This window comes from Streptomyces sp. NBC_00209, assembly GCF_045206345.1.
GTDB lineage: Bacteria > Actinomycetota > Actinomycetes > Streptomycetales > Streptomycetaceae > Streptomyces.
In genome coordinates, this window is sequence record NZ_CP108121.1 from 3,545,186 (window position 1) to 3,568,739 (window position 23,554).

The following is a 23,554-nucleotide window of genomic DNA, read 5'->3' on the forward strand; positions in this document are numbered from 1 at the left end:
CGGTGACCGGGGCCCTCTGTTCGTACGGGGTGCGGAGCGGGTCAGCGACCCCTGCCGCCGTTCGGGCCGCCGAAGATGTTGCCGCCGGCGTCGATGGTGTTCAGGGTGACCGTGCCGCCCTTGTCCGCCTGCTGGTTCGGCCCGGGAGCGCTCATGACCACCTTGGCGTCCGGCTTGTCGACCGACCCGGGACCGAGTGCGACGACCAGGCCCATGCCCTCCAGCTGCGCCTTCACGTCCTGGTAGGACTTGCCGACGATATCGCCCGGGATGGTCACCTTCTCGGGCTCGGCCGGGCCCTTGGAGACCTTCAGGATGATCGAGGTGTCCTTGCCGGTCTTCGTGTTCGGCTCGGGGTTCTGGCCGATCACCTCGTTCGCCGGCTTGTCGGAGTCCTCGTCGGACCTGCCGATGTTGGTGAAGCCGAGTCCCTTCAGCTGGTTCACCGCCTCGTCGTACGAGCGGGTGGACACGTTGGGCACCGTGAGCAGCTTCTCCGTGGCGACCTTGAGCGTGACCTCGGAGTTCTCCTCGGCCTTGGTGTCGCCCTTCGGGGACTGCTCCAGGACGGTGCCGGCATCGGCCTGGTCGGACTCGACCGAGGTGACGTTGACGGTGAAGCCCCGCTTCTCAAGGAGCTCGCGGGCGTTGTCCTCGGACTTCTCGGTGACGTCCGGGACCTCGACCTTCGGCGGGCCGCTGGAGACGAAGACCGTGACGGTCTCCTGCTCCTTCATCTGCCCGTCCTCCGGTGTCTGGCGGCAGATCTTGCCCTTGGGCTGGTCCTTGCACTCTTCCTTCGGGCCGACCTTGAGAACGATGTTCGTGTTGTCGGCCAGCTTCTGAGCGTCCTTGACCGTGATGCCGACCATGGTGGGCACGTCGAACGCGCCGTCGTCGCCACCGTCGCCGGGGAAGACCGCCTTGCCGATGAGGATCGCGCCGATCAGCACCAGGACGCCCGCGACGACCAGGAGGATCGTCGAGGTGTGGTTCTTCTTCTGCCTGCGGCGGTCGGGGCGGTCGTCGTAGCCGTAGCCGCCGTCGTCCGGGTTGACCGGTGGCAGCATCGACGTGCGCTCGCCGCTCTGGTCGGCGGGGCGCAGGGCGGTGGTGGGCTGGTCGTTGTCGTACCCGCCGGGGTAGCCGCCGCCGTAGCCCGCCGCGCCCATCGCCGCCGTCGCGGCGACCGGCTGGCCGTCGAGGCACGCCTCGATGTCGGCGCGCATCTCGTCGGCCGACTGGTAGCGGTAGTCGGGGTCCTTGGTGAGCGCCTTCAGCACGATCGCGTCCATCGCGGGCGTGATCTCGGGGTCGAAGTTGCTCGGCGGCTGCGGCTCTTCCCGTACGTGCTGGTACGCGACCGCCACCGGGGAGTCCCCGACGAACGGCGGCCGGACGGTCAGCAGCTCGTAGAGCAGGCAGCCCGTCGAGTAGAGGTCGGACCGCGCGTCGACCTGCTCGCCCTTGGCCTGCTCCGGGGAGAGGTACTGGGCGGTGCCGATGACGGCGGCGGTCTGGGTCATCGTCATACCGGAGTCGCCCATGGCGCGGGCGATGCCGAAGTCCATGACCTTGACCTGTCCGGTCCGGGTCAGCATGACGTTGGCCGGCTTGATGTCCCGGTGGACGATGCCCGCGCGGTGCGAGTACTCCAACGCCTGGAGGATGCCCACCGTCATTTCGAGCGTCCGCTCGGGCAGCAGCCTGCGCCCGGAGTGCAGCAGCTCGCGGAGCGTCGAGCCGTCGACGTACTCCATGACGATGTACGGGATGGAGACCCCGTCGACGTAGTCCTCGCCGGTGTCGTACACCGCGACGATCGCCGGATGGTTGAGCGAGGCGGCGGACTGGGCCTCACGGCGGAACCGGGCCTGGAAGGACGGGTCGCGGGCGAGGTCCGCCCGGAGCGTCTTCACGGCGACGGTGCGGCCGAGCCGGGTGTCGTGGGCGAGGTAGACCTCGGCCATGCCACCACGGCCGAGCACCGAGCCCAGCTCGTACCGGCCGCCTAGGCGACGCGGCTCTTCCATAACTGTTCCAGCCCTCTCCGTCAGTCCTGACCGCACCGGTGCGCGGTCCGGCGGTGTGCTGTTCGCGCATACGCTACCGGGCGCGCATCAGCTGATCGGCCCGCAGGCAATACCTGATATCCGACCGGTATCCACAGAGGCGCTTTCGCGGCCGGGTGTGAGCGGTCTCACTTCTCGCTGTCGATGACCGCCTTCATGACCGCCTTCGCGATCGGGGCGGCCAGGCCACCACCGGAGATGTCGTCGCGGGTGGCGTCGCTGTCCTCGACGACGACGGCCACGGCCACCGGCGAACCGGAGTCGGTCTTCGCGTACGAGATGAACCACGCGTACGGGTTGCCCTTGTTGTTCAGACCGTTCTGGGCGGTACCGGTCTTGCCGCCGACCGTGACGTTCGGGATCTGGGCGTTGGTGCCCGTGCCCTGCTTGACGACGGTTTCCATCATTTCCTGCAGCTTCTGGGCGTTCTCCGCAGAGAGGGGCCGGCTGAACTCCTCCTTCTCGTGCGTGTAGATCACGTCCAGGTTGGGCGCCTTGCGCTCGGCGACCATGTACGGCTGCATGAGCTTGCCGTCGTTGGCGACGGCGGAGGCGACCATCGCCATCTGGAGCGGGGTGGCGCGGTTGGACGCCTGGCCGATGCCGTCCATGGCGTTCTGCGGCCGGTTGTCCTCGGGGTACACGCTGGCGTTCGAGCGGACCGGGGTGAAGATCTCCTTGTTGAAGCCGAACTTGCCGGCCTGGTCGATCATCTTCTGGTTGCCCAGGTCATCGCTCATCTTGCCGAAGACGGTGTTGCAGGACCAGCGCAGCGCCTCACGCATAGAGGCGTTCTTGCACGGGATGCTGCCCTCGTTGGGCAGGGGCTGAGGGGGGCTGGTCAGCGGCAGGTTCCAGGGCAGCGGCGACTTCGTGTCCTCGTCGATGTCGTCGTAGAGCCCGTTCTCCAGGGCGGCGGCCGCGGTGACGACCTTGAACGTCGAGCCGGGCGGGTAGGTCTCGCGCAGCGCCCGGTTGAGCATCGGCTTGTCCTTGTCGGCCTTCAGCGCCTGCCATGCCTTGCCGTCTGCGTCGCCGGTGCCCGCGAAGGACGAGGGGTCGTACGAGGGGGTGCTGGCGAGCGCCAGGATGGCGCCGGTCCGCGGATCGAGGGCGGCGACGGCACCCTTCTTGTCGCCGAGACCCTCGAAGGCGGCCTTCTGAGCAGCGCCGTTGAGCGTCGTGACGACGTTGCCGCCGGTCCTCTCCTCACCGGTGAACATCGACATCGTCCGGTTGAAGAACAGCTGGTCGTCGTTGCCGGTGAGGATGCCGTCCTCAAGATTCTCCAGCTGGGTGGCGCCGAACGCCTGCGAGGAGTAGCCGGTCACGGGGGCCCACATGGGGCCGTCCTTCCAGACCCGCTTGTACTTGAAGTCGCTGCCCTTGGTCTTGGCGGACCCGGTGATCGACTTGCCGTCCACGATGATGTTGCCGCGCTCGTGCGCGTACCGCTCGATGCCGACGCGGCGGTTCTCTTTGCGGACGTTGAGGTCGTCGGCCTTCACGTACTGCAGGTAGTTGGTCCGCGCGAGCAGGGCGAAGATCAGGACGCCGCAGAAGATCGCGATCCGGCGCAGGGGCTTGTTCACGGTCGGACCACCTGGGTCATCTCGGCGTCGGTGGAGGGTGCGGGGGCGGGCGCGGGGCGGCGGGCGGTGTCGCTGATGCGGATGAGGATGCCGATCAGGGCCCAGTTGGCGATCACGGACGAGCCGCCGGCCGCGAGGAACGGCATCGTCATACCGGTGAGCGGGATCAGACCCATGACGCCGCCGGCGACGACGAAGACCTGGATCGCGAAGGCTCCGGAGAGGCCGATCGCGAGGAGCTTGCCGAACGGGTCGCGGGCGGCGAGGGCCGTGCGGACACCGCGCTCGATGATGAGACCGTAGATCAACAGGACGGCCATCATTCCGGCCAGTCCGAGCTCCTCACCGACCGTGGAGAGAATGAAGTCGGCGTTGGCGGCGAAGCCGATCAGGTCGGAGTGACCCTGGCCCCAGCCGGTGCCGATCGTGCCACCTGAACCAAAGGACATGATGGCGTTGGAGATCTGCTCGCAGGCACCGCTCAGGTCGGTGGAGTAGCAGGAGAACGGGTCCTGCCAGGCGGTCACACGGGACTGGACGTGCTTTTCGAAGGTGGCGACACCCACGGCTCCGACCGCCGACATCAGGAGACCGAAGACGATCCAGCTGGTCCGCTCGGTGGCCACGTACAGCATGATCACGAAGAGGCCGAAGAACAGCAGCGACGTGCCGAGGTCGGTCTCGAAGACGAGGATCAGGATCGACAGCGCCCAGATGACCAGAATGGGGCCCAGGTCGCGTCCGCGCGGCAGGTACAGGCCCATGAAACGGCGGCTGGCGAGCGCGAGCGCGTCCCGTTTGACCATGAGGTAACCGGAGAAGAAGACCGCGATGATGATCTTCGCGAACTCGCCGGGCTGGATGGAGAGGGGGCCGAGGCTCACCCAGATCTTGGCGCCGTTCACTGCCGGGAAGAACATCGGCAAGATCAACAGGATCAGCGCGGCCACCATCGAGATGTAGGTGTAGCGCTGAAGGATGCGGTGATCCTTGAGAATGATCAGCACGGCAACCAGGAGGGCGACCCCGATTGCCGAGTAGAGCAGCTGCTTGGGCGCGTCGGGCGTGAACTCGCCCCACCGGGACTCGGCGCGCTGGATCAGCCGCTGCGACTGGTCGAGCCGCCAGATCAGCACCAGCCCCAGCCCGTTGAGCAGTGTGGCCAGCGGCAGCAGCAACGGGTCCGCGTACGGGGCGAACTTCCGCACCACGAGATGGGCGACACCGCCGAGCAGGACGAGTCCCGCTCCGTAGCCGAACATTCCGGACGGCAGCTTGCCGTCCAGCGCCAGGCCCACGTTGGCGTAGGCGAACACCGAGATGGCGATGGCGAAGACCATCATCATCAGTTCGGTGTTGCGCCGGCTCGGTGCGTCGATCGCGCCGATCGTGGTCGTGTTGGTGACAACGCTCATGGTGCTGAAGGCCCCCTACGGCTCTACTTCTTACCGCACTGCGGGACCAGCTTCTTCTCTTCCTCCGAGAGGCTGGGCCCAGGAGTGGGAGTCGTGGAAGTCTGCTCGGACTTGGTGTCGCCACCGGACGTCTTGGAGGACGTGGACGCCTTGGTGGCGTCGGCGTCCGTGCCCTGCGCCTGGCCCTCGTCCCCGTGCGCCTTCTCCGCGGCACGGCGCTGCTCGTCCTTCTTGCAGGCGGACGCCTGGGTGGAGAGCTCGGTGATCTTCTCGCGGGCGTCGGCGAGGCTGCCCTCGGCGATCGTCGCCTCGACCTTGTTGCGCTGGTAGGGCGGGAGGTACTTGAGTTCGATCTCGGGATGGTCGGTCTCGACCTTCGAGAGCGAGAGCCAGCCGAGATCCTGGCTGATGCCCCGGTACAGCGCGACGTTGTCGTTCTTCGCGCCGACGTAGAACTGGGTCTGGGTCCAGCGGTAGCCGCCGTAGAGCCCGCCGCCGACGACGGCCAGCGCGAGCACCACGTACAGGGAGCGCTTGAGCCACTTGCGGCCGCCGCCCTGCTTGACGAAGTCGTCGTCGGAGTAGGACCCGAAGGACCCCTCGGGCATCCCGTCGTAGCCGGAGTCGTCGCCGCTGCCGGGCGGGCCGAAGCTGCCGGAGGGCGGCGGTACGGGCCGGCCGAGGCCGGCCGCACGGCCCGCCGGCGTCTGCATCGCGCCGCCGTCGTTCAGCTGGGCCGCCTGGTTCTCGGCGACCGCGCCGACGACGACCGGGGTGTCATTGAGCTGCCCGGCCAGGGTGTCGTTGCTGTCGACGTCGAAGACATCGGCGACGATGCAGGTGATGTTGTCCGGTCCGCCGCCGCGCAGGGCGAGCTGGATCAGGTCCTGGATGGTCTCCTGCGGGCCCTGGTAGCTGGCGAGCGTCTCCTCCATCGTCTGGTGGGAGACGACGCCGGAGAGCCCGTCGGAGCAGATCAGATAGCGGTCGCCGGCCCGGACCTCACGGATGGAGAGGTCGGGTTCGACGTGGTCGCCACTGCCCAGCGCGCGCATCAGCAGGGAGCGCTGCGGGTGGGTGGTGGCCTCCTCCTCGGTGATCCGGCCCTCGTCCACCAGCCGCTGGACCCAGGTGTGGTCCTGCGTGATCTGGGTGAGCACGCCGTCGCGCAGCAGGTAAGCGCGCGAGTCGCCGACGTGCACCAGGCCGAGGCGCTGGCCGGTCCAGAGCAGGGCGGTGAGCGTGGTGCCCATGCCCTCCAGCTGAGGGTCCTCCTCGACCATCATCCGCAGCTGGTCGTTGGCCCGCTGGACCGCCGTACCGAGCGAGGTGAGGATGTCGGAGCCCGGGACGTCGTCATCGAGCTGGACGAGGGTGGAGATCACCTCGGAACTGGCGACCTCACCGGCCGCCTGGCCGCCCATGCCGTCGGCGATCGCGAGGAGGCGGGGACCGGCGTAGCCGGAGTCCTCGTTGCCCTCCCGGATCATGCCCTTGTGCGATCCGGCGGCGAAGCGCAGGGACAGACTCATGCGCACCTCGCCCGTCGGTTCGGGGTACAGCCGGTCTCGAGCCACACTGCCCACCCTCCGGTCGGGAGCCTGGCCGGGTCCGATGCCCGGACCCCCGCGGCTCGCTCGCTCCGCTCGCTCATTGTCGTACTACTTCCGCAGCTCGATGACGGTCTTGCCGATCCGGATCGGCGCGCCCAGCGGAACGGGCGTCGGGGTGGTGAGGCGGGTCCGGTCCAGGTACGTGCCGTTGGTGGACCCGAGATCCTCGACGATCCACTGGCCGTCACGGTCGGGGTAGATCCTGGCATGCCTGCTGGACGCGTAGTCGTCGTCCAGCACGATCGTTGAATCATGGGCCCGGCCCAGCGTGATGGTCTGCCCCTGGAGCGCCACCGTGGTGCCGGTGAGCGTGCCCTCGGAGACGACCAGCTTGGTCGGCGCACCCCGGCGCTGGCGGCCGGGCTGCTGGCGTTGCTGCGGCGGTGCCGCGTTCTGGCGTCCCTGGGGCGGACGCGCGTCGTTCGCGGTGCGGCGTGAGCCGCGCTGCGTGACGCGCGTTCCGAACAGGTCGCTGCGAATGACCTGGACGGCCACGATCACGAACAGCCACAGAACAGCCAGGAAACCTAGCCGCATGACCGTCAGGGTCAGCTCTGACATTGCCCCCGCTTCACCCTTCGGCTTGCCGGTAAACGATGGTGGTGCTGCCCACGACGATCCGCGAGCCGTCGCGGAGCGTAGCGCGGGTGGTGTGCTGCCCGTCTACCACGATGCCGTTGGTAGACCCGAGATCCTGGATCGTCGAGGGCGTTCCGGTCCTGATCTCACAGTGCCGGCGGGAGACGCCGGGGTCGTCGATCCGCACATCGGCGTCGGTGCTGCGGCCCATGACCAGCGTCGGGCGGGAGATCTGGTGGCGGGTGCCGTTGATCTCGATCCAGTGCCGCACCTGCACGTTCGGCAGGGAGGTGGGGGTGGCCGGCGGACGCCGGTCGGAACCGCCGTGACGCCCGGCGCCCGGCGGCGGGCCGGCGGGCATGGGCGGGGCGGCGTTGGGCGGGTAGCCGTAACCACCGGGGGCCTGCGGGGCGGGACGGGCGGGGTACCCCTGGGGGGACTGGCCGCCGTAGCTCTGGCCCTGGCTCGGTGCCTGGCTGTGACCCTGGCCCTGGCCCTGTGACGAACTCGACGCCAGGGTGCGGCTGCGGACCCGGTAGAGACCGGTGTCGAGGTCCTCGGCCTTCTCCAGGTGGACCTTGATGGGGCCCATGAACGTGTACCGCTGCTGCTTGGCGTAGTCCCGGACGAGGCCGGAGAGCTCGTCGCCCAGCTGGCCGGAGTACGGGCTCAGGCGCTCGTAGTCGGGGGCGCTGAGCTCGACGATGAAGTCGTTGGGGACGACGGTGCGCTCACGGTTCCAGATGGTGGCGTTGTTGTCGCACTCCCGCTGGAGGGCACCCGCGATCTCGACCGGCTGGACCTCGGACTTGAAGACCTTGGCGAAAGTGCCGTTGACCAGACCTTCGAGACGCTGCTCAAAACGCTTCATCACTCCCATGGGGCACCTCCTCCGGTGTCATCGTCCCTGTACTGCTTACTGATCGTATCCACGCGTCGGGAAATCGGCTGGTTCCCCTTGTCTGCCCTGGGGACGAGTGTCCCCCCTCACACGGATCGTAGAGGTGGCCTCCTCACAGTGTCCCGCACCTTGGACGCACTCAGGAGGAGTGGGGGCGGCCTCCGGGGGTTCCCGGTTCCTTTCGGACGTTCTGCGCAGGTCGGCCGAGCGTGCGGCGAGTGCCCGGTGATCGGGCGGCGAAACAACGGATGTGAATCCACCCTGTCCAGCGTGCTAATCTTCCGGATGTCGCCAGGCGATCGCACCGAAAAAGTGAGAGAGCCCGGAAGCACCACTCTTGCGCGAGTGGCGGAACGGCAGACGCGCTGGCTTCAGGTGCCAGTGTCCTTAGGGACGTGGGGGTTCAAATCCCCCCTCGCGCACAAGAAGGAAGCCCCCCAGGCATAAGCCCGGGGGGCTTCTTCAGTTTCGTGCCAGGCGACTTCCCTGTGTGTTTGGTTTCACGTGAAACGCCCGTTTTACGAGTGTGGAGCGTCACCCGTCGCGTTGTAGCGCAGGAGGTACGCGGCGAACCGGGCGAGGTCGTCCTGCGTCCAGTCCGCAAGGCGTTCCTGGTAGGCCGTGCGCCGGCTCGCCTGAGTGGCGGCGAGGGCCTGCGTTCCGGCCTCGGTGGGGTGCAGGACCTGGATGCGGTGGTCGTCCGGGTCGGCGTGGCGCTCGACCAGGCCGAGCTTCTCCAGGGTGCTGATCTGCCGACTGACCGTGGACTTGTCGAGCATGTAGTGCGCCGCCAGATCGGTCGCACGGCACCCCTGCTGGTCATCGATATGCGCCAGCAGCGTGTACGAGACGAGCGGCAGCTCGGGGTGGAGCCGGGCCGCGGCGGCCCGCGCGCGGCGGGCGAAGGCGGTCAGTTCGCGCTGGATGACGTCCAGCGACTCCTCGCGTTCTCCGGGGGTGCCTGGCACGGGTTCGCCTTCCTCGAAAGTTCAGTTGTAGAGTACAACGGAATTGGAGTTGTAAAAGCCAACCAGTTGAGTTGTAAAAGCCAACTACCTGGCCGATCGTCTGGAGCCCCCATGTCCGCAGGCCCGAGCGCCGCCGCCGGCTCTCCGGCGGGCGCGCTGCGTCACGTACTGAACCACCTCGTCACCCCGCTGCTGATGTGCATCGGCATGGGCCTCGCCTACCTCGGCGCCTTCCACGCCCCGCAACCACACGACCTGCGGGTCGACGTGGTCGGCTCCGGGCCGTCCGCACAGGTGCTGGCGCAGACCCTCCAGGACAAGGGGGACGGGGCGCTGAGCGTGCGTACCGTCGCCGACCGCGCCACCGCGGCCGAGCACCTGCGCACGCAGGACAGCTACGGCGCCTACCTCCCCGGCAGGGCCCCCGAACTGCTCGTCGCCTCCGCCTCCTCCGACACCAGCGCGACGGTGGTCGAGAAGGTCTTCACCCAGGTCGCGGCCGGACAGGGCGCCCCCCTGAAGGTGACGGACACCGCGCCCACGGCCGGCGGCGACCCGACCGGCCAGGGCATCTTCTTCCTGCTGGTCGCCGTGAGCATCGGCTCGTACGCCTCCGTCGCCGTGATCGGCGGCGCCGGAGCGATTCTGCGGCTGCGGGTCCGGGCTGCGCTGGCGCTGGGCGCCTCGCTGGTGGTCAGCGTCATCGGGGCGGTGTTCGCGGGGCCGCTGTTCGGTCTCGTGGACCACGGGCTCGCGGGGCTCTGGGCCATGGCATGGCTCTACTCGGCGGGCATCCTGCTGATCGGTGTGGGCTTGCACACGTTCCTCAAGCGGTGGACCACGCTCGGCGTGATGGTGCTGTTCGTCATGCTCAACTTCACCAGCTCAGGCGGGATCTTCCGCCCCGAGCTCCAGCCCGGCTTCTTCGGGGCGCTGCACTCCTTCTGGAACGGGGCGGGCTTCGTGGAGGGCGTACGCAGCCATGTGTACTTCGGCGGCCACGCGCTGGGCGGGAATCTGCTGGTGCTGGCGCTCTGGTTCGTCGCGGGCGTGGTGCTGACGGGGCTCGCGGGCCTGGCCGAGGCGAGGCGGCGCCCGGCGGCAGCCCTTCCGGCGGTCCCTCCCGCCGCTTCCGCCGGCCCGGCGCGGCCGTCGGCCGAGGAGGAGGAAGAGGAGATGGAGGAGGCGGTGGGGGTGTGAGCGGCTGACCAGCGGGGGAGGGGCCGGCCCCGGAGTTATCCACAGGGGCAGACGGCGGTTGGCGTACGGCGGTACCGTCGGCGGCAGTTGATGTTGGGGCAGGTCCCGGCGGCCGCGCCGGGCGGGGGAGGCTGCGCGCCATGGAAACGACCGGGACGGGACTGCCGCCGGTACGACTCGTTGAACTCGGCGGCGAGGCCGCGCTTGCGGGGACCGTGCTCCCCGCGGCCGCGGGCGGGCCGCGCATACCGGCCGTGCCGGGGTTCGCCCGCCGTACGGACAGGGCCGACGCGGAGGCCGGGGGCCGGCCGAAGGAGAAGGGCAAGGCGCTGCGGGCGCGGGTGCCCCGGTCCGCGCACGCGACGCCGGCCCTGCCGGCCGGGCGGCCGGACGCGGTGCGCGCGGTCGAGGAGTCCAACCGGGGCCGGGTGGCGGAGCTGACGCCGATACGGGTGGGGCGGATGGCCGCCACACCCTTCGCCTTCCTGCGCGGTTCGGCCGGGCTGATGGCCCATGACCTGGTGGGCACCCCCGTCACCGGGATCGCCGCCCAGCTCTGCGGCGACGCGCACGCGGCCAACTTCGGGCTGTACGGCGATGCGCGGGGCGGCCTCGTCATCGACCTGAACGACTTCGACGAGACCGTGGCCGGGCCCTGGGAGTGGGACCTCAAGCGCCTGGCGACCTCGCTGGTGCTCGCGGGCCGGGAGGCCGGTGCCGACGAGGACACCTGCCGCAAGGGCGCGTACGACACCGTGGGCGCCTACCGGCGGACGATGAGGCTGCTGGCCCGGATGCCCACGCTCGACGCCTGGAACGCCATCGCGGACGAGGAGCTCGTCTCCCACACCGACGCGCGGGACCTGCTCGGCACCCTGGAGCGGGTCTCCGAGAAGGCCCGCAACAACACCAGCGCCCGCTTCGCGGCGAAGTCCACGGAGGACTGCGAGGACGGCGGCCGCCGCTTCGTGGACGCGCCGCCGGTGCTGCGCCGGGTCCCGGACGCGGAGGCCGCGGGCGTGGCGGCGGGGCTGGGGGACTATCTGGGGACCGTCTCCGAGGATCGGCTGCCACTGCTGGCCCGGTACGCGATCCATGACGTGGCTTTCCGGGTGGTCGGCACCGGCAGCGTGGGCACCCGCTCGTACGTGGTGCTGCTGCTGGACCACCGGGGGGAGGCGCTGGTGCTCCAGGTGAAGGAGGCCAGGCCGTCGGTGCTCGGGCCGCATCTGGCCGCCGTGGGTTTCGCGGTGCCGGAGGTCGCGCACGAGGGGCGGCGCGTGGTGCTCGGGCAGAAGCGCATGCAGGTCGTCAGCGACCATCTGCTGGGCTGGACGACGGTGGACGGCCGGCCCTTCCAGGTGCGCCAGTTCAGGAACCGCAAGGGGAGCGTCGACCCCGCCGCCCTGGCCGCCGACCAAGTGGACGACTACGGCCGGATGACCGGGGCGCTGCTGGCGCGGGCCCACGCGCACAGCGCGGACCCGAGGCTGCTGGCGGGCTATTGCGGCAAGAACGACGAGCTGGACGAGGCGGTGGCGGCGTTCGCGGTGACCTACGCGGACCGCACGGAGGCGGACCACGCGGAGCTGGTGCGGGCGATAGGGGCGGGGCGGATCGCGGCGGAGCGGGGGGTGTGAGGGGCGGGCGTGGCCGGCGGTCCGGGCAGGAGGTGTGAGGTCTGCCGGACCCACCGCGGGTCCACGGGGGCGGGCCGGGGCCATACGCTGGACGGGTGACCCACGAAGCACCCGGGGTGCCGACCTCCCGGAATGACGATGACCTGCAGGACGAGGCCAGGCCGGCCGCCGGCCGCGAGGCGGCGGCGGAGACCGCGGGGCCGGAGCGGCCCGAGGCGCGGCTCGCTCAGGCGGTGCGGGTGGCCGAGCAGGCCCTGATCGAGTTCGAGATCGCGGTGGAGACGTTCCGCGTCGAGGTGGAGAACTTCTCCCGGCTGCACCATCAGCGGCTGGGCCCGATGTACGCGCGGCTGGACGAGCTCGACGCGCAGATCGCCGAGGCGCGGGCGGCGAAGACCGGTGACCCCGAGGACCTGCGCAAGGCTGAGGAGGCGCGGTCGGTCGTGATGCCCATGCCGGGCGTGGACGAGCTGTTCCACGACTGGATGGACTCCGAGGGCCTGTCCCCCGAGGCGTCGGCCATGCTGACCGATCAGAAGGTGCGCCCGCCCAAGCGGGTCAGGCCCACCGACGAGGCCCGCAAGCTGTACCGCGACCTGGTCCGCAAGGCGCACCCGGACCTGGCCCAGGACGAGGCGGAGCGGGCCAGGCGGGACGAGTTCATCGCGCGCGTCAACGCCGCCTACGGCCGCGGGGACGAGGCCCAGCTCAACGAACTGGCCGAGGAGTGGGCGGCGGGACCGGCCGCGCCGCGGCAGGAGCTGAGCGAGGCCGACGAGCTGTACGCCCGGCTGGACTGGCTGACCCAGCGCAAGGAACTGCTCACCGAGTGGGCCCAGGAGCTGGAGGAGAGCGCGATCGGGGCCATGCTGCGGATGGCTCCGGACGACCCGGACCAGCTGCTGGAGGAGATCGCCGAACAGCTGCTGGGCGAGGTCTCGCAGCGGGAGGCGGAGCTCACGGCTCTGGTGCAGTAGCGTTTTCGGTGGCCCCGAGCGCACTGGTTCGGTGCCCCCGAGCGCACTGACGAGAGAAGGCATGACCCATGAATTTCGGCCCGCTTCCCACGGTCGATGTCGCGTCCGTTCCGGCGGACGGCCTCGTGCTGGACGTCCGGGAGAACGACGAGTGGGTGGCCGGACACGTCGAGGGCGCCCTGCACATCCCCATGAGCGGCTTCGTGGGCCGCTTCGGTGAGCTGACCGAGGCGGTGGAGGACGGCCGGCGCGTGCACGTGATGTGCCGGGTCGGCGGCCGGTCCGCCCAGGTCACCCAGTACCTGGTCCAGCAGGGGATCGACGCCGTCAACATCGACGGCGGCATGCTCGCCTGGGACGGCGCGGGCCGCCCGATGGTCACCGACAACGGCACCCCGGCCTTCGTCGCCTGACACGACCGGCCCCGGCCCTCCGGCGCCGGGGCGTCAGCGGTCGAAGTCGAGCTCCACCTCCTCGGTGACCGGATGGGACTGGCAGGCCAGCACGTAACCTGTGTCCGTCTCCTCCGGCTCCAGGGCGTAGTTGCGATCCATCCGCACCTCGCCGGAGACCAGGAACGCCCGGCAGGTGCCGCAGACGCCGCCCTTGCACGCGTACGGGGCGTCCGAGCGGCTGCGCAGCACCGTCTCCAGCAGCGACTCGCCCCCTTCCACCGGCCAGGTGCCGGACCGGCCGTCGAGCGTCGCCGTCAGGATGGAGCCGACCGGCGTCTCGACCCGGGGCCCGGCGGGCGCGGCGGGGGTGTCCTCGACGTGGAAGATCTCCTGGTGGATGCGGGAGCGGTCCACGCCCAGCCCGTGCAGCGCGACCTCGGCGGCCCGGACCAGGCCCAGCGGCCCGCACAGGAACCAGCCGTCGATCTCCGCCACCGGCAGCAGCGCCGGCAGCAGTCCGGAGAGCCGTTCGCCGTCCAGCCGGCCCGAGGGCAGACCGGCCTGCTGCTCCTCCCGGGACAGGGCGGTGACCAGCTGGAACCGGGCCGGATAGCGGTCCTTCAGGTCGGCGACCTCGTCCAGGAACATCGTCGAGGCGGCGGTCCGATCGCTGCGGACCAGGCAGAACGTGGCGTTCGGCTCCCGGGCGAGCAGGGTGGCCGCCATGGACAGCACCGGGGTGATGCCACTCCCGCCGACGATCGCCGCGAACCGCCCGGCGCGGGGCGTCAGGACGAAGCGCCCCATCGGGGGCATCGCCTCGATCGTGTCCCCGACCAGCAGCTCCTTGAGCGCGTACGTGGAGAACGCGCCACCGTCCACGAGGCGGATGCCCACCCGCAGTGCCGGACCGGCCGAGGGCTCGGGGGCCGGTGCGCAGATCGAGTACGAGCGGCGGACCTCCTCGCCGTCCACGGTGTAGCGGACGTTGAGATGCTGGCCGGGCTTGTGCCGGAAGGTCTCGTGCAGGCCGGGCGGGACGGCGAGGGTGACGGCCACCGAATCGTCCGTGAGCCGCTCGATCCCGCTGACCCGGAGCGGATGGAACATCTACAACTCCTTGAAGTGGTCGAACGGCTCCTGGCAGGCCACGCAGCGCCGGAGCGCCTTGCACGCCGTCGAGGAGAACCGGCTCAGCAGCTCCGTCTCGGCGGAGCCGCAGTGCGGGCAGCGCACGGCCAGGGCCAGCGGCACCGGACCCTTGGACGCGGTGCCGTGCGGCCGGGGCGGGGCTATGCCGAACTCCGCCAGCTTCCGGCGCCCTTCGGCACTTATGTCGTCCGTCGACCAAGCGGGCGACAGGACCGTCTCCACGGACACCTCGGTCACGCCGTGGTCGTGCAGCACGCGCTCGATGTCCGCCGACATCGCCTCGATCGCCGGGCAGCCGGTGTACGTCGGCGTCAGCCTGACCGTGACATGGTCCGGGTCGTGCACCTCCACACCCCGGACCACCCCCAGGTCCTCCAGCGTCAGCACGGGGAGCTCCGGGTCCGGGACGGAGCCCGCGAGGCTCAGCAGCTCCTCCTCTACGGAGGTCCAGGTCACCATGACGCCCCCGGGTGGCTGCGGTGCAGGTGCTGCATCTCGGCGAGCATCCGGCCGAAGGACTCCGTGTGGATGCCCTGCCGGCCCGCGCCCGCAGTCCAGGCGCCGGACTGCGGGCCCGTCGGCACGGTGAGGGTGGCCCGGCCGAGGACGTCGGTGACGGCCTCCAGCCAGCGGCTGTGCAGCGCCTGCCAGTCGGCGTCGACGCCCTCGACCGGCTGGAACAGCTCGCCGGTGAAGCGCCACAGCGCGTCCACCGCCTGCTGCGTCCGCTCATGGCTCTCGTCCGTCCCGTCACCGAGGCGGAGCGTCCACTGCTCGGCGTGGTCCCGGTGGTAGGCGACCTCCTTGACCGCCTTGGCCGCGATCCCCGCGAACGGACCGTCACCGGCGGCCAGCTGCTCGTACAGGCCCTGCTGGTGGACCGAGAAGTAGAGCTGCCGGGCGATGGTGTGGGCGAAGTCGCCGTTCGGCTGCTCGACCAGCTGGAGGTTGCGGAAGGCGCGTTCCTCGCGGAGGTAGGCCAGCTCGTCCTCGTCGCCGGCGAGGGAGAGCAGCAGCCGGGCCTGGCCCAGCAGGTCGAGGGCGATGTTGGCGAGGGCGACCTCCTCCTCCAGCACCGGGGCGTGGCCCGCCCACTCCCCCAGCCGGTGCGACAGCACCAGCGCGTCGTCGCCCAGGGCGAGGGCCGCGGTCACAGGTGCTTCACCCCGTCCGGGATCTCGTAGAACGTGGGGTGCCGGTAGGGCTTGTCACCGGACGGCTCGAAGAACGAGTCCTTCTCGTCCGGCGACGACGCCGTGATCTGGGCGGAGGGCACGACCCACAGCGAGACCCCCTCGGACCGGCGGGTGTAGAGGTCGCGCGCGTTGCGCAGGGCCATTTCGGCATCCGGCGCGTGGAGGCTGCCGGCGTGGGTGTGGGAGAGCCCGCGCCGCGAGCGGACGAACACCTCCCACAGCGGCCAGTCCGTCGAGCTGCTCATGCTGTCGCCTTTCCGTTCCGTACGGCCGGGTCCGCGCCGGGCGTGTGCTTGCGGGCGTACGCGGCGGCGGCCTCGCGGACCCAGGCGCCTTCCTCGTGCGCGCGGCGGCGCTGCGTGAGGCGCTGCTCGTTGCACGGTCCGTTGCCCTTCAGGACCTCCTGGAACTCGGTCCAGTCGATCGCGCCGAAGTCGTGCCTGCCGCGTTCCTCGTTCCACCGGATGTCCGGGTCGGGGAGGGTCAGGCCGAGCGCCTCGGCCTGCGGGACGCAGATGTCCACGAACCGCTGCCGCAGCTCGTCGTTGGAATGCCGCTTGATCTTCCAGGCCATCGACTGCGCCGAGTGGGCCGAGGCGTCGTCCGGCGGGCCGAACATCATCAGGGACGGCCACCACCAGCGGTTCACCGCGTCCTGGGCCATCTCGTGCTGTGCGGGGGTGCCGTTGCTGAGCGCGAGGAGCAGTTCGTAACCCTGGCGTTGGTGGAACGACTCCTCCTTGCAGACGCGGACCATCGCGCGGGCGTACGGGCCGTAGGAGCAGCGGCAGAGGGGCACCTGGTTGGTGATCGCGGCGCCGTCCACGAGCCAGCCGATGGCGCCGACGTCCGCCCAGGTCAGCGTCGGGTAATTGAAGATCGAGGAATAGCGCTGGCGCCCCGCGTGGAGCTTGTCGAGCAGTTCCTCGCGGCCGGTGCCCAGGGTCTCGGCCGCGCTGTACAGATACAGGCCGTGCCCGGCCTCGTCCTGCACCTTGGCCATGAGGATCGCCTTGCGGCGCAGCGAGGGGGCGCGGGTGATCCAGTTGGCCTCCGGCTGCATGCCGATGATCTCGGAGTGGGCGTGCTGGGCCATCTGCCTGACCAGCGAGGCGCGGTACGCGTCGGGCATCCAGTCGCGCGGCTCGATGCGCTCGTCGGCCGCCACCGCTGCGTCGAAGGCGGCCTGGAGGGCCGCGTCGGGCCCCGCTTCGCCGCCTGCTGCCGTCTGCGCTGTCTGGCTCGCAGTCACTGCCGCCATCCCGGACTCCCTACCGACCGATCGTTCGGTTCAATGCCTTCAATGGTGAGTCCGGGGCCCGTAGGGTGTCAACCCTGTGGATAACCGACGCGATCGGGGCGGGATGGATTCGGACGACGACAGGGCCGCCGGCGGCGAGGGCGGCCTCGTTCCCGCCGTCGAGGCGGCGCCCGCGGCCGACGGAATGGGCGGGCTCTCGTTTCCGTACCAGATCGTCGCCGCCGTGGCGCTCGCCGCCTTCGCGGTGCTCGCCTGCATGCAGCTGGCCATGGTCTTCCTGCACGTCGCGCCCTCGAACACGCTCACCAAGCAGCACGGCGCGGCGGTGGACGACTGGGTGTACCCCGAGTTCGAACAGAACTGGAAGCTCTTCGCGCCCAATCCGCTGCAACAGAACGTGTCCGTCCAGGTGCGCACCGAGATAGCCGGCCCCGACGGCCCCCGCACGACGGCCTGGCGGGATCTCTCCGCCGAGGACGGCCGGGCGATACGCGGCAATCTGCTGCCCAGCCACGTCCAGCAGAACGAACTCCGTCGGGCCTGGGACTTCTACGTCGGATCGCACGACGACAAGAACCGGGCCAACGGCCTGCGCGGCACCCTGTCCGAGAAGTACGTCCGCCGCCTCGTGCTGCTGCGCGTCGGCGGCCGGGACGACGGCGGGACCATCCTGAGGATTCAGGTCAGGTCCGAGACACGGTCCGTCGCGGCGCCCGAGTGGAGCGACGAGAAGATCAGCACCGGCCCGTCCTACCGCGTCCTGCCCTGGTGGACGGTCACCGCCGACGACCTGTCCGAGGAGGCGGGACAGTGAGCACCCCGCACCCGGGCCGCGGCCTCGCCGGCTCCCTCCAGCGCATCACGGCCTCGGCCCTCGGCCCGTACCAGAGCGCCGTCATCCGCATCGGCTTCTCGGGCACCTTCCTGCTGTTCCTGCTCCGTGAGCTGCCCCACCGGCACGAGATGTACGGCCCCGACGCGCCCTGGCGCTGGGATCTGGCGCGGCAGCTGATATCCGGGAACCAGGCGTTCACGACCCTCATGTGGTCGGACAGCAACCTCTGGTTCGAGACCGTCTACGCGCTGGCGCTGATCTCGTCCCTCCTGCTGATGCTCGGCTGGCACACCCGCGCCGTCTCCGTGGTCTTCATGGCCGGAGTCCTCTCGCTGCAGAACCGCAGCATCTTCATGGGCGACGGCGGCGACAACGTCATCCATCTGATGGCCATCTACCTGATGCTGACCCGCTGCGGACAGGTCTGGTCGCTGGATGCCGGACGGGCACGGCGCCATGAGGCCGAGGAGTACGCCGGCCAGGCGGCCGGTGGGCGACGGGTGCCCGGGGAGCCGGCCGGGATCGTGCTGTGGGTGGTGCTCGGCGCCGTCCTGGTGGGGGCCTCGGTGGCGGGCGGTCTGGGCGGGACCGTGTGGCTGCCGCCCCTCCTGTGGTGTCTGTGGATCGGCCAGGGCGCCTGGTGGGCCGTGAACCGGTACGCGCCGCGCAACGAGCTCCGTACCCTTCTCGACGTCATCGCCAACCTGGCCCACAACGCCACCCTCGTCGTGATCATGGCCGAGGTCTGCCTGATCTACGCGACGGCCGGCTGGTACAAGATCCAGGGCTCGCGCTGGCAGGACGGCACCGCGCTGTACTACCCGCTCAAGCTGGAGTACTTCACGCCGTGGCCCGCCCTGTCGGACCTCCTGGCCTCCAGCGGCGTCATGGTCATGGTGCTGTCGTACGCCACGGTCATCGTGCAGGTGGCCTTCCCGTTCACCCTCTTCAACCGGCGCGTGAAGAACATCCTGCTCGGCGCGATGATCTGCGAGCACGCGGGGATCGCGCTCCTGCTGGGGCTGCCGTTCTTCTCGATGGCCATGATCGCCGCGGACGCCGTCTTCCTGCCGACCGTCTTCCTGGTGTGGCTCGGCGGACGGGCGGCCGCCGGGCGGGAACGGGTGTTCCGGCGGGTGTTCCGGCGGCGGGTACGGGTGCCGGCGCCGCGTGCCGCCGGCGGCGGTCCGGAGGCACCGGAGCCCGACGGCGACGGGAGCCATACCCTCGTCGGGTGAGCAGTGAGACCGGCAGCACCGGTGAGACCAGCGGCAGCGGCGCGCCCGTGGGCGATGAGCCCGCGCAGTACGACGAGGGGTTCGGCACGGAGATCGGTGTCGGGCCGCATCCGCTGCCGTGGCCCGAGGGCGAGCGGTACGACCCCGAGCTGCTGGCCGGGGGCGACCGGCGCAACGTGGGCGACCAGTACCGGTACTGGACCCGTGAGGCGATCGTCGCCGACCTCGATCCGCGCCGCCACGATTTCCACGTGGCCGTGGAGAACTGGGGCCACGACTTCAACATCGGGTCCGTGGTGCGGACCGCGAACGCGTTCCTGGCCAAGGAGGTGCACATCGTCGGGCGGCGGCGCTGGAACCGGCGCGGGGCGATGGTCACCGACCGCTACCAGCATGTCCGGCACCACCCCGACACCGCGAGCCTGACCGCCTGGGCGGCGGCCGAGGGGCTGCCGATCGTCGGGATCGACAACCTGCCGGGGGCGGTGCCGTTGGAGCGGACGGTCCTGCCTCGGCGGTGTGTCCTCCTGTTCGGGCAGGAGGGGCCCGGGTTGACGGAGGAGGCTCGGCGGTGTGCGGAGGTGGTGTGTTCCATTGCGCAGTTCGGGTCTACGCGGTCGATCAATGCGGGGGCGGCCGCCGCCATCGCTATGCATGCCTGGGTGGCTCGGTATGCGGTGATTCCTGGGTGAGGTGGGTGCGGGGTGGGGCGGGTGCGCCTGCGGCGGGCCTTTTCCCCTACCCGCCCCTTCCCGAAACCGGGGGCTCTGCCCCCGGGCCCTCGGTCCTCAAGCGCCGGACGGGCTGGGTTTGCCGGGCTGGCTCTGCCCCCGGGCCCCGGTCCTCAAGCGCCGGACGGGCTGGGTTTGCCGGGCTGGCTCTGCCCCCGGGCCCTCGGTCCTCAAGCGCCGGACGGGCTGGGTTTGCCGGGCTGGCTCTGCCCCCGGGCCCCGTGCCTCAGTTCTGGCGGCGGACCTCGATCGTGCGGAAGCGGTTCGAGACGAAGGCGCCGTCGCAGAGGGCCGCGTTGGCCGCGGGGTTGCCGCCTGAGCCGTGGTAGTCGGAGAACGCCGCCGTCTGGTTGACGTACACGCCGCCGGTGAGGTTCAGGGAGAGCTGGGCGGACTCGTCCAGGCAGACGCCCTCCAGCGCGCGCTCCACCTCCGGGGACGTTGTGTACGCGCCGACCGTCATCGCGCCCTTCTCACGGATCGTGCGCCGCAGCAGGTCGAGGGCGCCCGCCGTCGAGTCGACCGCGACCGCGAAGGAGACCGGGCCGAAGCACTCCGAGAGGTAGGGGGCCTCGCCGTCCGTCTTGGCGGCGTCGAGCTTGACGATCACGGGGGTGCGGACGGTGGCGTCCGGGAAGTCCGGGTTGGTCACCTCACGGGACGGGAGCGCGACCTCGCCCAGGTGGGCCGCCGACTCCAGGCGGGCCTTCACGTCCGGGTTGACCAGAGCGCCCAGCAGGCCGTTCGCCCTGGCGTCGTCGCCCAGGAGGCCGGTGACGGCGGCGGCGATGTCGCCGACCACGTCGTCGTACGACTTGTCGCCGGCGTCCGTGGTGATGCCGGAGCGGGGGATGAGCACGTTCTGCGGGGTGGTGCACATCTGGCCGCTGTACAGGGAGAACGAGAACGCCAGGTTGGCGAGCATGCCGCGGTAGTCGTCGGTGGAGTCCACGACGACCGTGTTGACGCCGGCCTTCTCGGTGTAGACCTGGGCCTGGCGGGCGTTGGCCTCCAGCCAGTCGCCGAACTCCGTGGAGCCCGTGTAGTCGATGATCTTGATCTCCGGGCGGACCGCCAGCGTCTTGGCGATGCCCTCACCCGGGCGCTCGGCGGCCAGGGCGACGAGATCGGGGTCGAAACCGGCCTCAGCGAGCACCTCGCGCGCCAGCTGGACCGTGAGGGCCAGCGGGAGCACCGCGCGGGGGTGGGGCTTGACCAGGACCGGGTTGCCAGTGGCGAGGGAGGCGAAGAGGCCCGGGTAGCCGTTCCACGTGGGGAAGGTGTTGCAGCCGATCAGCAGCGAGATGCCGCGGCCCGCCGGGATGAACGTCTTGTGCAGCGCGAGCGGGTCCCGCTTGCCCTGCGGCTTGGACCAGTCGGCCGTCCGGGGCGCGCGAAGCTGCTCTTGGTAGGCGTAGGCGACGGCTTCGAGACCGCGGTCCTGGGCGTGCGGGCCGCCGGCCTGGAACGCCATCATGAACGCCTGGCCGCTGGTGTGCATCACGGCGTGGGCGAACTCATGGGTGCGGGCGCTGATCCGCGCCAGGATCTCCAGACAGACCAGGGCCCTGGTCTCGGGGCCCGCCTCGCGCCAGGCCGGCATGCCCGCCCGCATCGCCGGAAGCAGCACGTCCAGGTCCGCGTGCGGATACTCGACGCCGAGCTCGGGGCCGTACGGAGAGACCTCCCCGCCCGTCCAGCCGTCGGTGCCCGGCTGCCCGAGGTCGAGGCGGCCGTGCAGCACGGCGTCGAAGGCGGCCTTGCCCTCGGCGGCGCCGAGGCTTCCCGGAGCGCCGCCCTCTCCGTACGCCTTCGGGTGCTCGGGATGCGGGGACCAGTAGTCACGCGTGCGGATCGCTTCGAGGGCCCGGTCCAGCGTGGGGCGGTGCTTCTCGGACAGCAGGTGCGGGGAGAGCTCGGCGGCCATGGCGGACCAACTCCTCATCGAGCTGGGCAGGGACGGGCGGACAGAGTTAGAGTAACCGAACGATCGGTCGGGACAAGGGGGCCCACGAAACCTGTGGACAACTCGTAGGGGAGGATCGCGGACATGACCACGGCCAAGCGGGACACGTACACACCGGAGACACTGCTGACCGTCGCAGTCCGTGTGTTCAACGAGCGCGGCTACGACGGCACGTCCATGGAGCACCTGTCCAAGGCGGCCGGAATCTCCAAGTCCTCCATCTACCACCACGTCGCGGGCAAGGAAGAACTGCTGCGCCGCGCGGTCAGCCGGGCGCTCGACGGGCTGTTCGGGATCCTTGACGAGCCGGGTGCGACGCGGGGCCGCGCGATCGAGCGGGTCGCGTACGTCACGCGTCGTACCGTCGAGGTACTGATAGCCGAACTCCCCTACGTCACGCTGCTGCTGCGGGTGCGGGGCAACACGAAGACCGAGCGCTGGGCCCTGGAGCGACGGCGCGAGTTCGACCAGCGGGTAGCCGAACTGCTGAAGGCGGCCGTCGCGGACGGCGATCTCCGCTCCGACGTGGACATACGGCTCGCGACGCGGCTGCTGTTCGGGATGGTCAACTCGCTCGTGGAGTGGTACCGGCCGCTGCCCGACGGCGGCGCGGACGGGGAACGCCTCGCCGACACGGTGGTGCGGCTCGCCTTCGACGGAATGAAGGCCGGTCCGGACCGGCGCTGACTACGGCATGGGCCCACACCACTATCGCGCCCATGACCGCTGCGCTCCGGGTGGCCGGACTTCTCTGTGCCGCCGCACTGCTCGTCACGGCCTCGCTGGCCGGTTGTTCGTCGGACGGCGGGGACGGCAAGGGCGACGGCGGTGGCGTATCGGCCGGGACGCCGGACGATTTCGGCTGTCTGACGCCGGGATCGTGCTCGCGCACCAGTCCGACGGCACCGCCTGTCAGTGGAAGGACGAGGCCGACGAGCTGAACAAGGCCGGCTACCGGGTGCTCGCGGCGGCCCCCCGGCTGAAACCGCAGCCCGACGCGGTCGTCGCCCTCTCGGCTCCGACGCAGTACGCCCGGATGAACGCCCTGCGGGCCGTGCCCGAACTGACCTCGCCCGTGCTGTACATGGTCGCCGAGCCGGACGGTGACTTCGGCGCCGGGGTGCGGGAGATGAACAAGAAGAGCGTGAAATCGCCGGAGCACAAGCTCGTCCACGTGCGGGACGAGAGCGCGCACGGGGTGGCGCTGCTCTATGACGACGCACGCTGGGCAACGGTGCGCGGCTTCCTCGCGAAGTACGGGTCCTGACCTGACCGTATCCGCTCAGGCGAGCTCCGTGGTGCGGTCCGTTCCCGGGTCCAGGTCCGTTTCCTCGAACACCAGCAGCGTGCGCGTGGAGAGCACTTCCGGAATGGCCTGAATACGGGTCAGTACCAGCTCGCGCAGCGTCCGGTTGTCCGGTGTGTGCACCAGGAGCAGGACGTCGAAGTCGCCGCTGACCAGCGCGATATGGGTGGCTCCCGGCAGCGCCTGGAGCTGTTCGCGGACGGTCCGCCAGGAGTTCTGGACGATCTTGAGCGTGATGTACGCGGAGGCCCCCTGCCCCGCCCGCTCGTGGTTCACCCGTGCGCCGAAGCCCCGGATCACACCGTCCTCGATGAGCCGGTTGATGCGGGCGTACGCGTTCGCGCGCGATACGTGGACGCGGTCGGCCACCGACCGTATCGAGGCGCGTCCGTCCGTCTGGAGCAGTCGCAGGATGGCGTGGTCGATGGAATCGAGCGGGCGTGCCGGTGGAACCTGGCCCGGCCCCCCGGCCCCGTCGGCCATTTGTTCAGCTGGCATGTTCCCGCGCCTCCCCGTC

Annotated in this window: 23 protein-coding genes and 1 tRNA gene; 10 read left to right on the forward strand and 14 right to left on the reverse strand. The window is 70.4% G+C overall.

Annotation, left to right across the window (positions count from 1 at the left end; all coding sequences use genetic code 11):
• Nucleotides 1-41 precede the first annotated feature (41 nt).
• From pknB to OG867_RS16020, 6 genes are all read right to left on the reverse strand, one after another.
• Nucleotides 42-2,033 carry a Stk1 family PASTA domain-containing Ser/Thr kinase gene (pknB, locus tag OG867_RS15995; RefSeq protein ID WP_406286027.1) on the reverse strand — a complete coding sequence of 664 codons (1,992 nt, stop codon included), beginning with the start codon at nucleotides 2,031-2,033 and terminating at the stop codon, nucleotides 42-44.
• A 167-nt stretch (nucleotides 2,034-2,200) separates the two neighbouring features.
• Complete coding sequence (locus tag OG867_RS16000; RefSeq protein ID WP_406286029.1) at nucleotides 2,201-3,664, reverse strand: peptidoglycan D,D-transpeptidase FtsI family protein; 1,464 nt, start codon at nucleotides 3,662-3,664, stop codon at nucleotides 2,201-2,203.
• Entirely contained in the window at nucleotides 3,661-5,079 is a 1,419-nt protein-coding gene (locus OG867_RS16005; protein ID WP_406286031.1) for an FtsW/RodA/SpoVE family cell cycle protein, read from the reverse strand. The genes OG867_RS16000 and OG867_RS16005 overlap by 4 nt, the downstream gene beginning before the upstream one ends.
• 23 nt (nucleotides 5,080-5,102) lie before the next feature.
• On the reverse strand, nucleotides 5,103-6,611 hold the full coding sequence (locus OG867_RS16010) for a Stp1/IreP family PP2C-type Ser/Thr phosphatase (protein WP_406286033.1): 1,509 nt from the start codon (nucleotides 6,609-6,611) through the stop codon (nucleotides 5,103-5,105).
• Between the two features lie 129 nt (nucleotides 6,612-6,740).
• On the reverse strand, nucleotides 6,741-7,253 hold the full coding sequence (locus OG867_RS16015; protein ID WP_018101923.1) for an FHA domain-containing protein: 513 nt from the start codon (nucleotides 7,251-7,253) through the stop codon (nucleotides 6,741-6,743).
• A 10-nt stretch (nucleotides 7,254-7,263) separates the two neighbouring features.
• Nucleotides 7,264-8,151: an FhaA domain-containing protein gene (locus OG867_RS16020; RefSeq protein ID WP_406286037.1), complete on the reverse strand. Its 888-nt coding sequence runs from the start codon at nucleotides 8,149-8,151 to the stop codon at nucleotides 7,264-7,266.
• Nucleotides 8,152-8,511: 360 nt separating this feature from the next.
• On the opposite strand from OG867_RS16020, the gene OG867_RS16025 reads away from it, so the two are divergent.
• Nucleotides 8,512-8,594, forward strand: a tRNA-Leu gene (locus OG867_RS16025).
• A gap of 96 nt (nucleotides 8,595-8,690) precedes the next feature.
• Here OG867_RS16025 and OG867_RS16030 read toward each other — a convergent pair.
• Nucleotides 8,691-9,140, reverse strand: a complete 450-nt coding sequence (locus OG867_RS16030; protein ID WP_328901138.1) for a MarR family winged helix-turn-helix transcriptional regulator — start codon at nucleotides 9,138-9,140, stop codon at nucleotides 8,691-8,693.
• A gap of 111 nt (nucleotides 9,141-9,251) precedes the next feature.
• On the opposite strand from OG867_RS16030, the gene OG867_RS16035 reads away from it, so the two are divergent.
• The 4 genes from OG867_RS16035 (at nucleotide 9,252) to OG867_RS16050 (ending at nucleotide 13,370) form a co-directional block, all read left to right on the forward strand.
• Entirely contained in the window at nucleotides 9,252-10,340 is a 1,089-nt protein-coding gene (locus OG867_RS16035; protein WP_406286041.1) for a hypothetical protein, read from the forward strand.
• Nucleotides 10,341-10,480: 140 nt separating this feature from the next.
• Complete coding sequence (locus OG867_RS16040) at nucleotides 10,481-11,980, forward strand: DUF2252 domain-containing protein (protein ID WP_406286043.1); 1,500 nt, start codon at nucleotides 10,481-10,483, stop codon at nucleotides 11,978-11,980.
• Between the two features lie 95 nt (nucleotides 11,981-12,075).
• Entirely contained in the window at nucleotides 12,076-12,957 is an 882-nt protein-coding gene (locus OG867_RS16045; protein ID WP_328901135.1) for a hypothetical protein, read from the forward strand.
• Between the two features lie 68 nt (nucleotides 12,958-13,025).
• The gene (locus tag OG867_RS16050) at nucleotides 13,026-13,370 is read left to right on the forward strand and encodes a rhodanese-like domain-containing protein (protein ID WP_406286046.1); all 345 of its coding nucleotides are present in this window, start codon (nucleotides 13,026-13,028) and stop codon (nucleotides 13,368-13,370) included.
• 33 nt (nucleotides 13,371-13,403) lie between these two features.
• On the opposite strand, the gene OG867_RS16055 is transcribed toward OG867_RS16050, so the two are convergent.
• Genes OG867_RS16055 through paaA form a run of 5 tightly spaced genes read right to left on the reverse strand, consistent with a single transcriptional unit; the run spans nucleotide 13,404 to nucleotide 16,961 of the window.
• Nucleotides 13,404-14,462 carry a 2Fe-2S iron-sulfur cluster-binding protein gene (locus OG867_RS16055; protein WP_406286049.1) on the reverse strand — a complete coding sequence of 353 codons (1,059 nt, stop codon included), beginning with the start codon at nucleotides 14,460-14,462 and terminating at the stop codon, nucleotides 13,404-13,406.
• On the reverse strand, nucleotides 14,463-14,963 hold the full coding sequence (gene paaD / locus OG867_RS16060; protein ID WP_406286052.1) for a 1,2-phenylacetyl-CoA epoxidase subunit PaaD: 501 nt from the start codon (nucleotides 14,961-14,963) through the stop codon (nucleotides 14,463-14,465).
• Nucleotides 14,957-15,658, reverse strand: coding sequence for a 1,2-phenylacetyl-CoA epoxidase subunit PaaC (gene paaC / locus OG867_RS16065; RefSeq protein ID WP_406286056.1), 702 nt, complete (start codon nucleotides 15,656-15,658; stop codon nucleotides 14,957-14,959). The genes paaD and paaC overlap by 7 nt, the downstream gene beginning before the upstream one ends.
• Nucleotides 15,655-15,945, reverse strand: coding sequence for a 1,2-phenylacetyl-CoA epoxidase subunit PaaB (gene paaB, locus OG867_RS16070; RefSeq protein ID WP_328901130.1), 291 nt, complete (start codon nucleotides 15,943-15,945; stop codon nucleotides 15,655-15,657). The genes paaC and paaB overlap by 4 nt, the downstream gene beginning before the upstream one ends.
• On the reverse strand, nucleotides 15,942-16,961 hold the full coding sequence (gene paaA, locus OG867_RS16075; protein WP_328901129.1) for a 1,2-phenylacetyl-CoA epoxidase subunit PaaA: 1,020 nt from the start codon (nucleotides 16,959-16,961) through the stop codon (nucleotides 15,942-15,944). Before paaA ends, paaB begins: the two co-directional genes overlap by 4 nt.
• 103 nt (nucleotides 16,962-17,064) lie before the next feature.
• Between paaA and OG867_RS16080 the strand changes: the two genes are divergently transcribed.
• From OG867_RS16080 to OG867_RS16090, 3 genes are read left to right on the forward strand one after another with little or no spacing between them, the layout of a single operon-like run.
• Nucleotides 17,065-17,775 carry a DUF5819 family protein gene (locus OG867_RS16080; RefSeq protein WP_406286060.1) on the forward strand — a complete coding sequence of 237 codons (711 nt, stop codon included), beginning with the start codon at nucleotides 17,065-17,067 and terminating at the stop codon, nucleotides 17,773-17,775.
• On the forward strand, nucleotides 17,772-19,034 hold the full coding sequence (locus OG867_RS16085; RefSeq protein ID WP_406286063.1) for an HTTM domain-containing protein: 1,263 nt from the start codon (nucleotides 17,772-17,774) through the stop codon (nucleotides 19,032-19,034). Before OG867_RS16080 ends, OG867_RS16085 begins: the two co-directional genes overlap by 4 nt.
• Nucleotides 19,031-19,726: a TrmH family RNA methyltransferase gene (locus OG867_RS16090; protein ID WP_328901126.1), complete on the forward strand. Its 696-nt coding sequence runs from the start codon at nucleotides 19,031-19,033 to the stop codon at nucleotides 19,724-19,726. The genes OG867_RS16085 and OG867_RS16090 overlap by 4 nt, the downstream gene beginning before the upstream one ends.
• A 265-nt stretch (nucleotides 19,727-19,991) precedes the next feature.
• Here the strand turns inward: OG867_RS16090 and paaN are convergent, their stop codons facing one another.
• Nucleotides 19,992-21,692 carry a phenylacetic acid degradation protein PaaN gene (paaN, locus tag OG867_RS16095; protein ID WP_406286066.1) on the reverse strand — a complete coding sequence of 567 codons (1,701 nt, stop codon included), beginning with the start codon at nucleotides 21,690-21,692 and terminating at the stop codon, nucleotides 19,992-19,994.
• Between the two features lie 123 nt (nucleotides 21,693-21,815).
• Here paaN and OG867_RS16100 point away from each other — a divergent pair, with 123 nt between their 5' ends.
• A complete protein-coding gene (locus OG867_RS16100) occupies nucleotides 21,816-22,418 on the forward strand; it encodes a TetR/AcrR family transcriptional regulator (RefSeq protein ID WP_328901124.1) in 603 nt (200 codons plus the stop codon).
• A gap of 193 nt (nucleotides 22,419-22,611) precedes the next feature.
• Entirely contained in the window at nucleotides 22,612-22,998 is a 387-nt protein-coding gene (locus tag OG867_RS16105; RefSeq protein WP_406286068.1) for a hypothetical protein, read from the forward strand.
• Between the two features lie 15 nt (nucleotides 22,999-23,013).
• On the opposite strand, the gene OG867_RS16110 is transcribed toward OG867_RS16105, so the two are convergent.
• Complete coding sequence (locus OG867_RS16110) at nucleotides 23,014-23,520, reverse strand: Lrp/AsnC family transcriptional regulator (protein ID WP_328904389.1); 507 nt, start codon at nucleotides 23,518-23,520, stop codon at nucleotides 23,014-23,016.
• Between the last annotated feature and the right edge of the window lie 34 nt (nucleotides 23,521-23,554).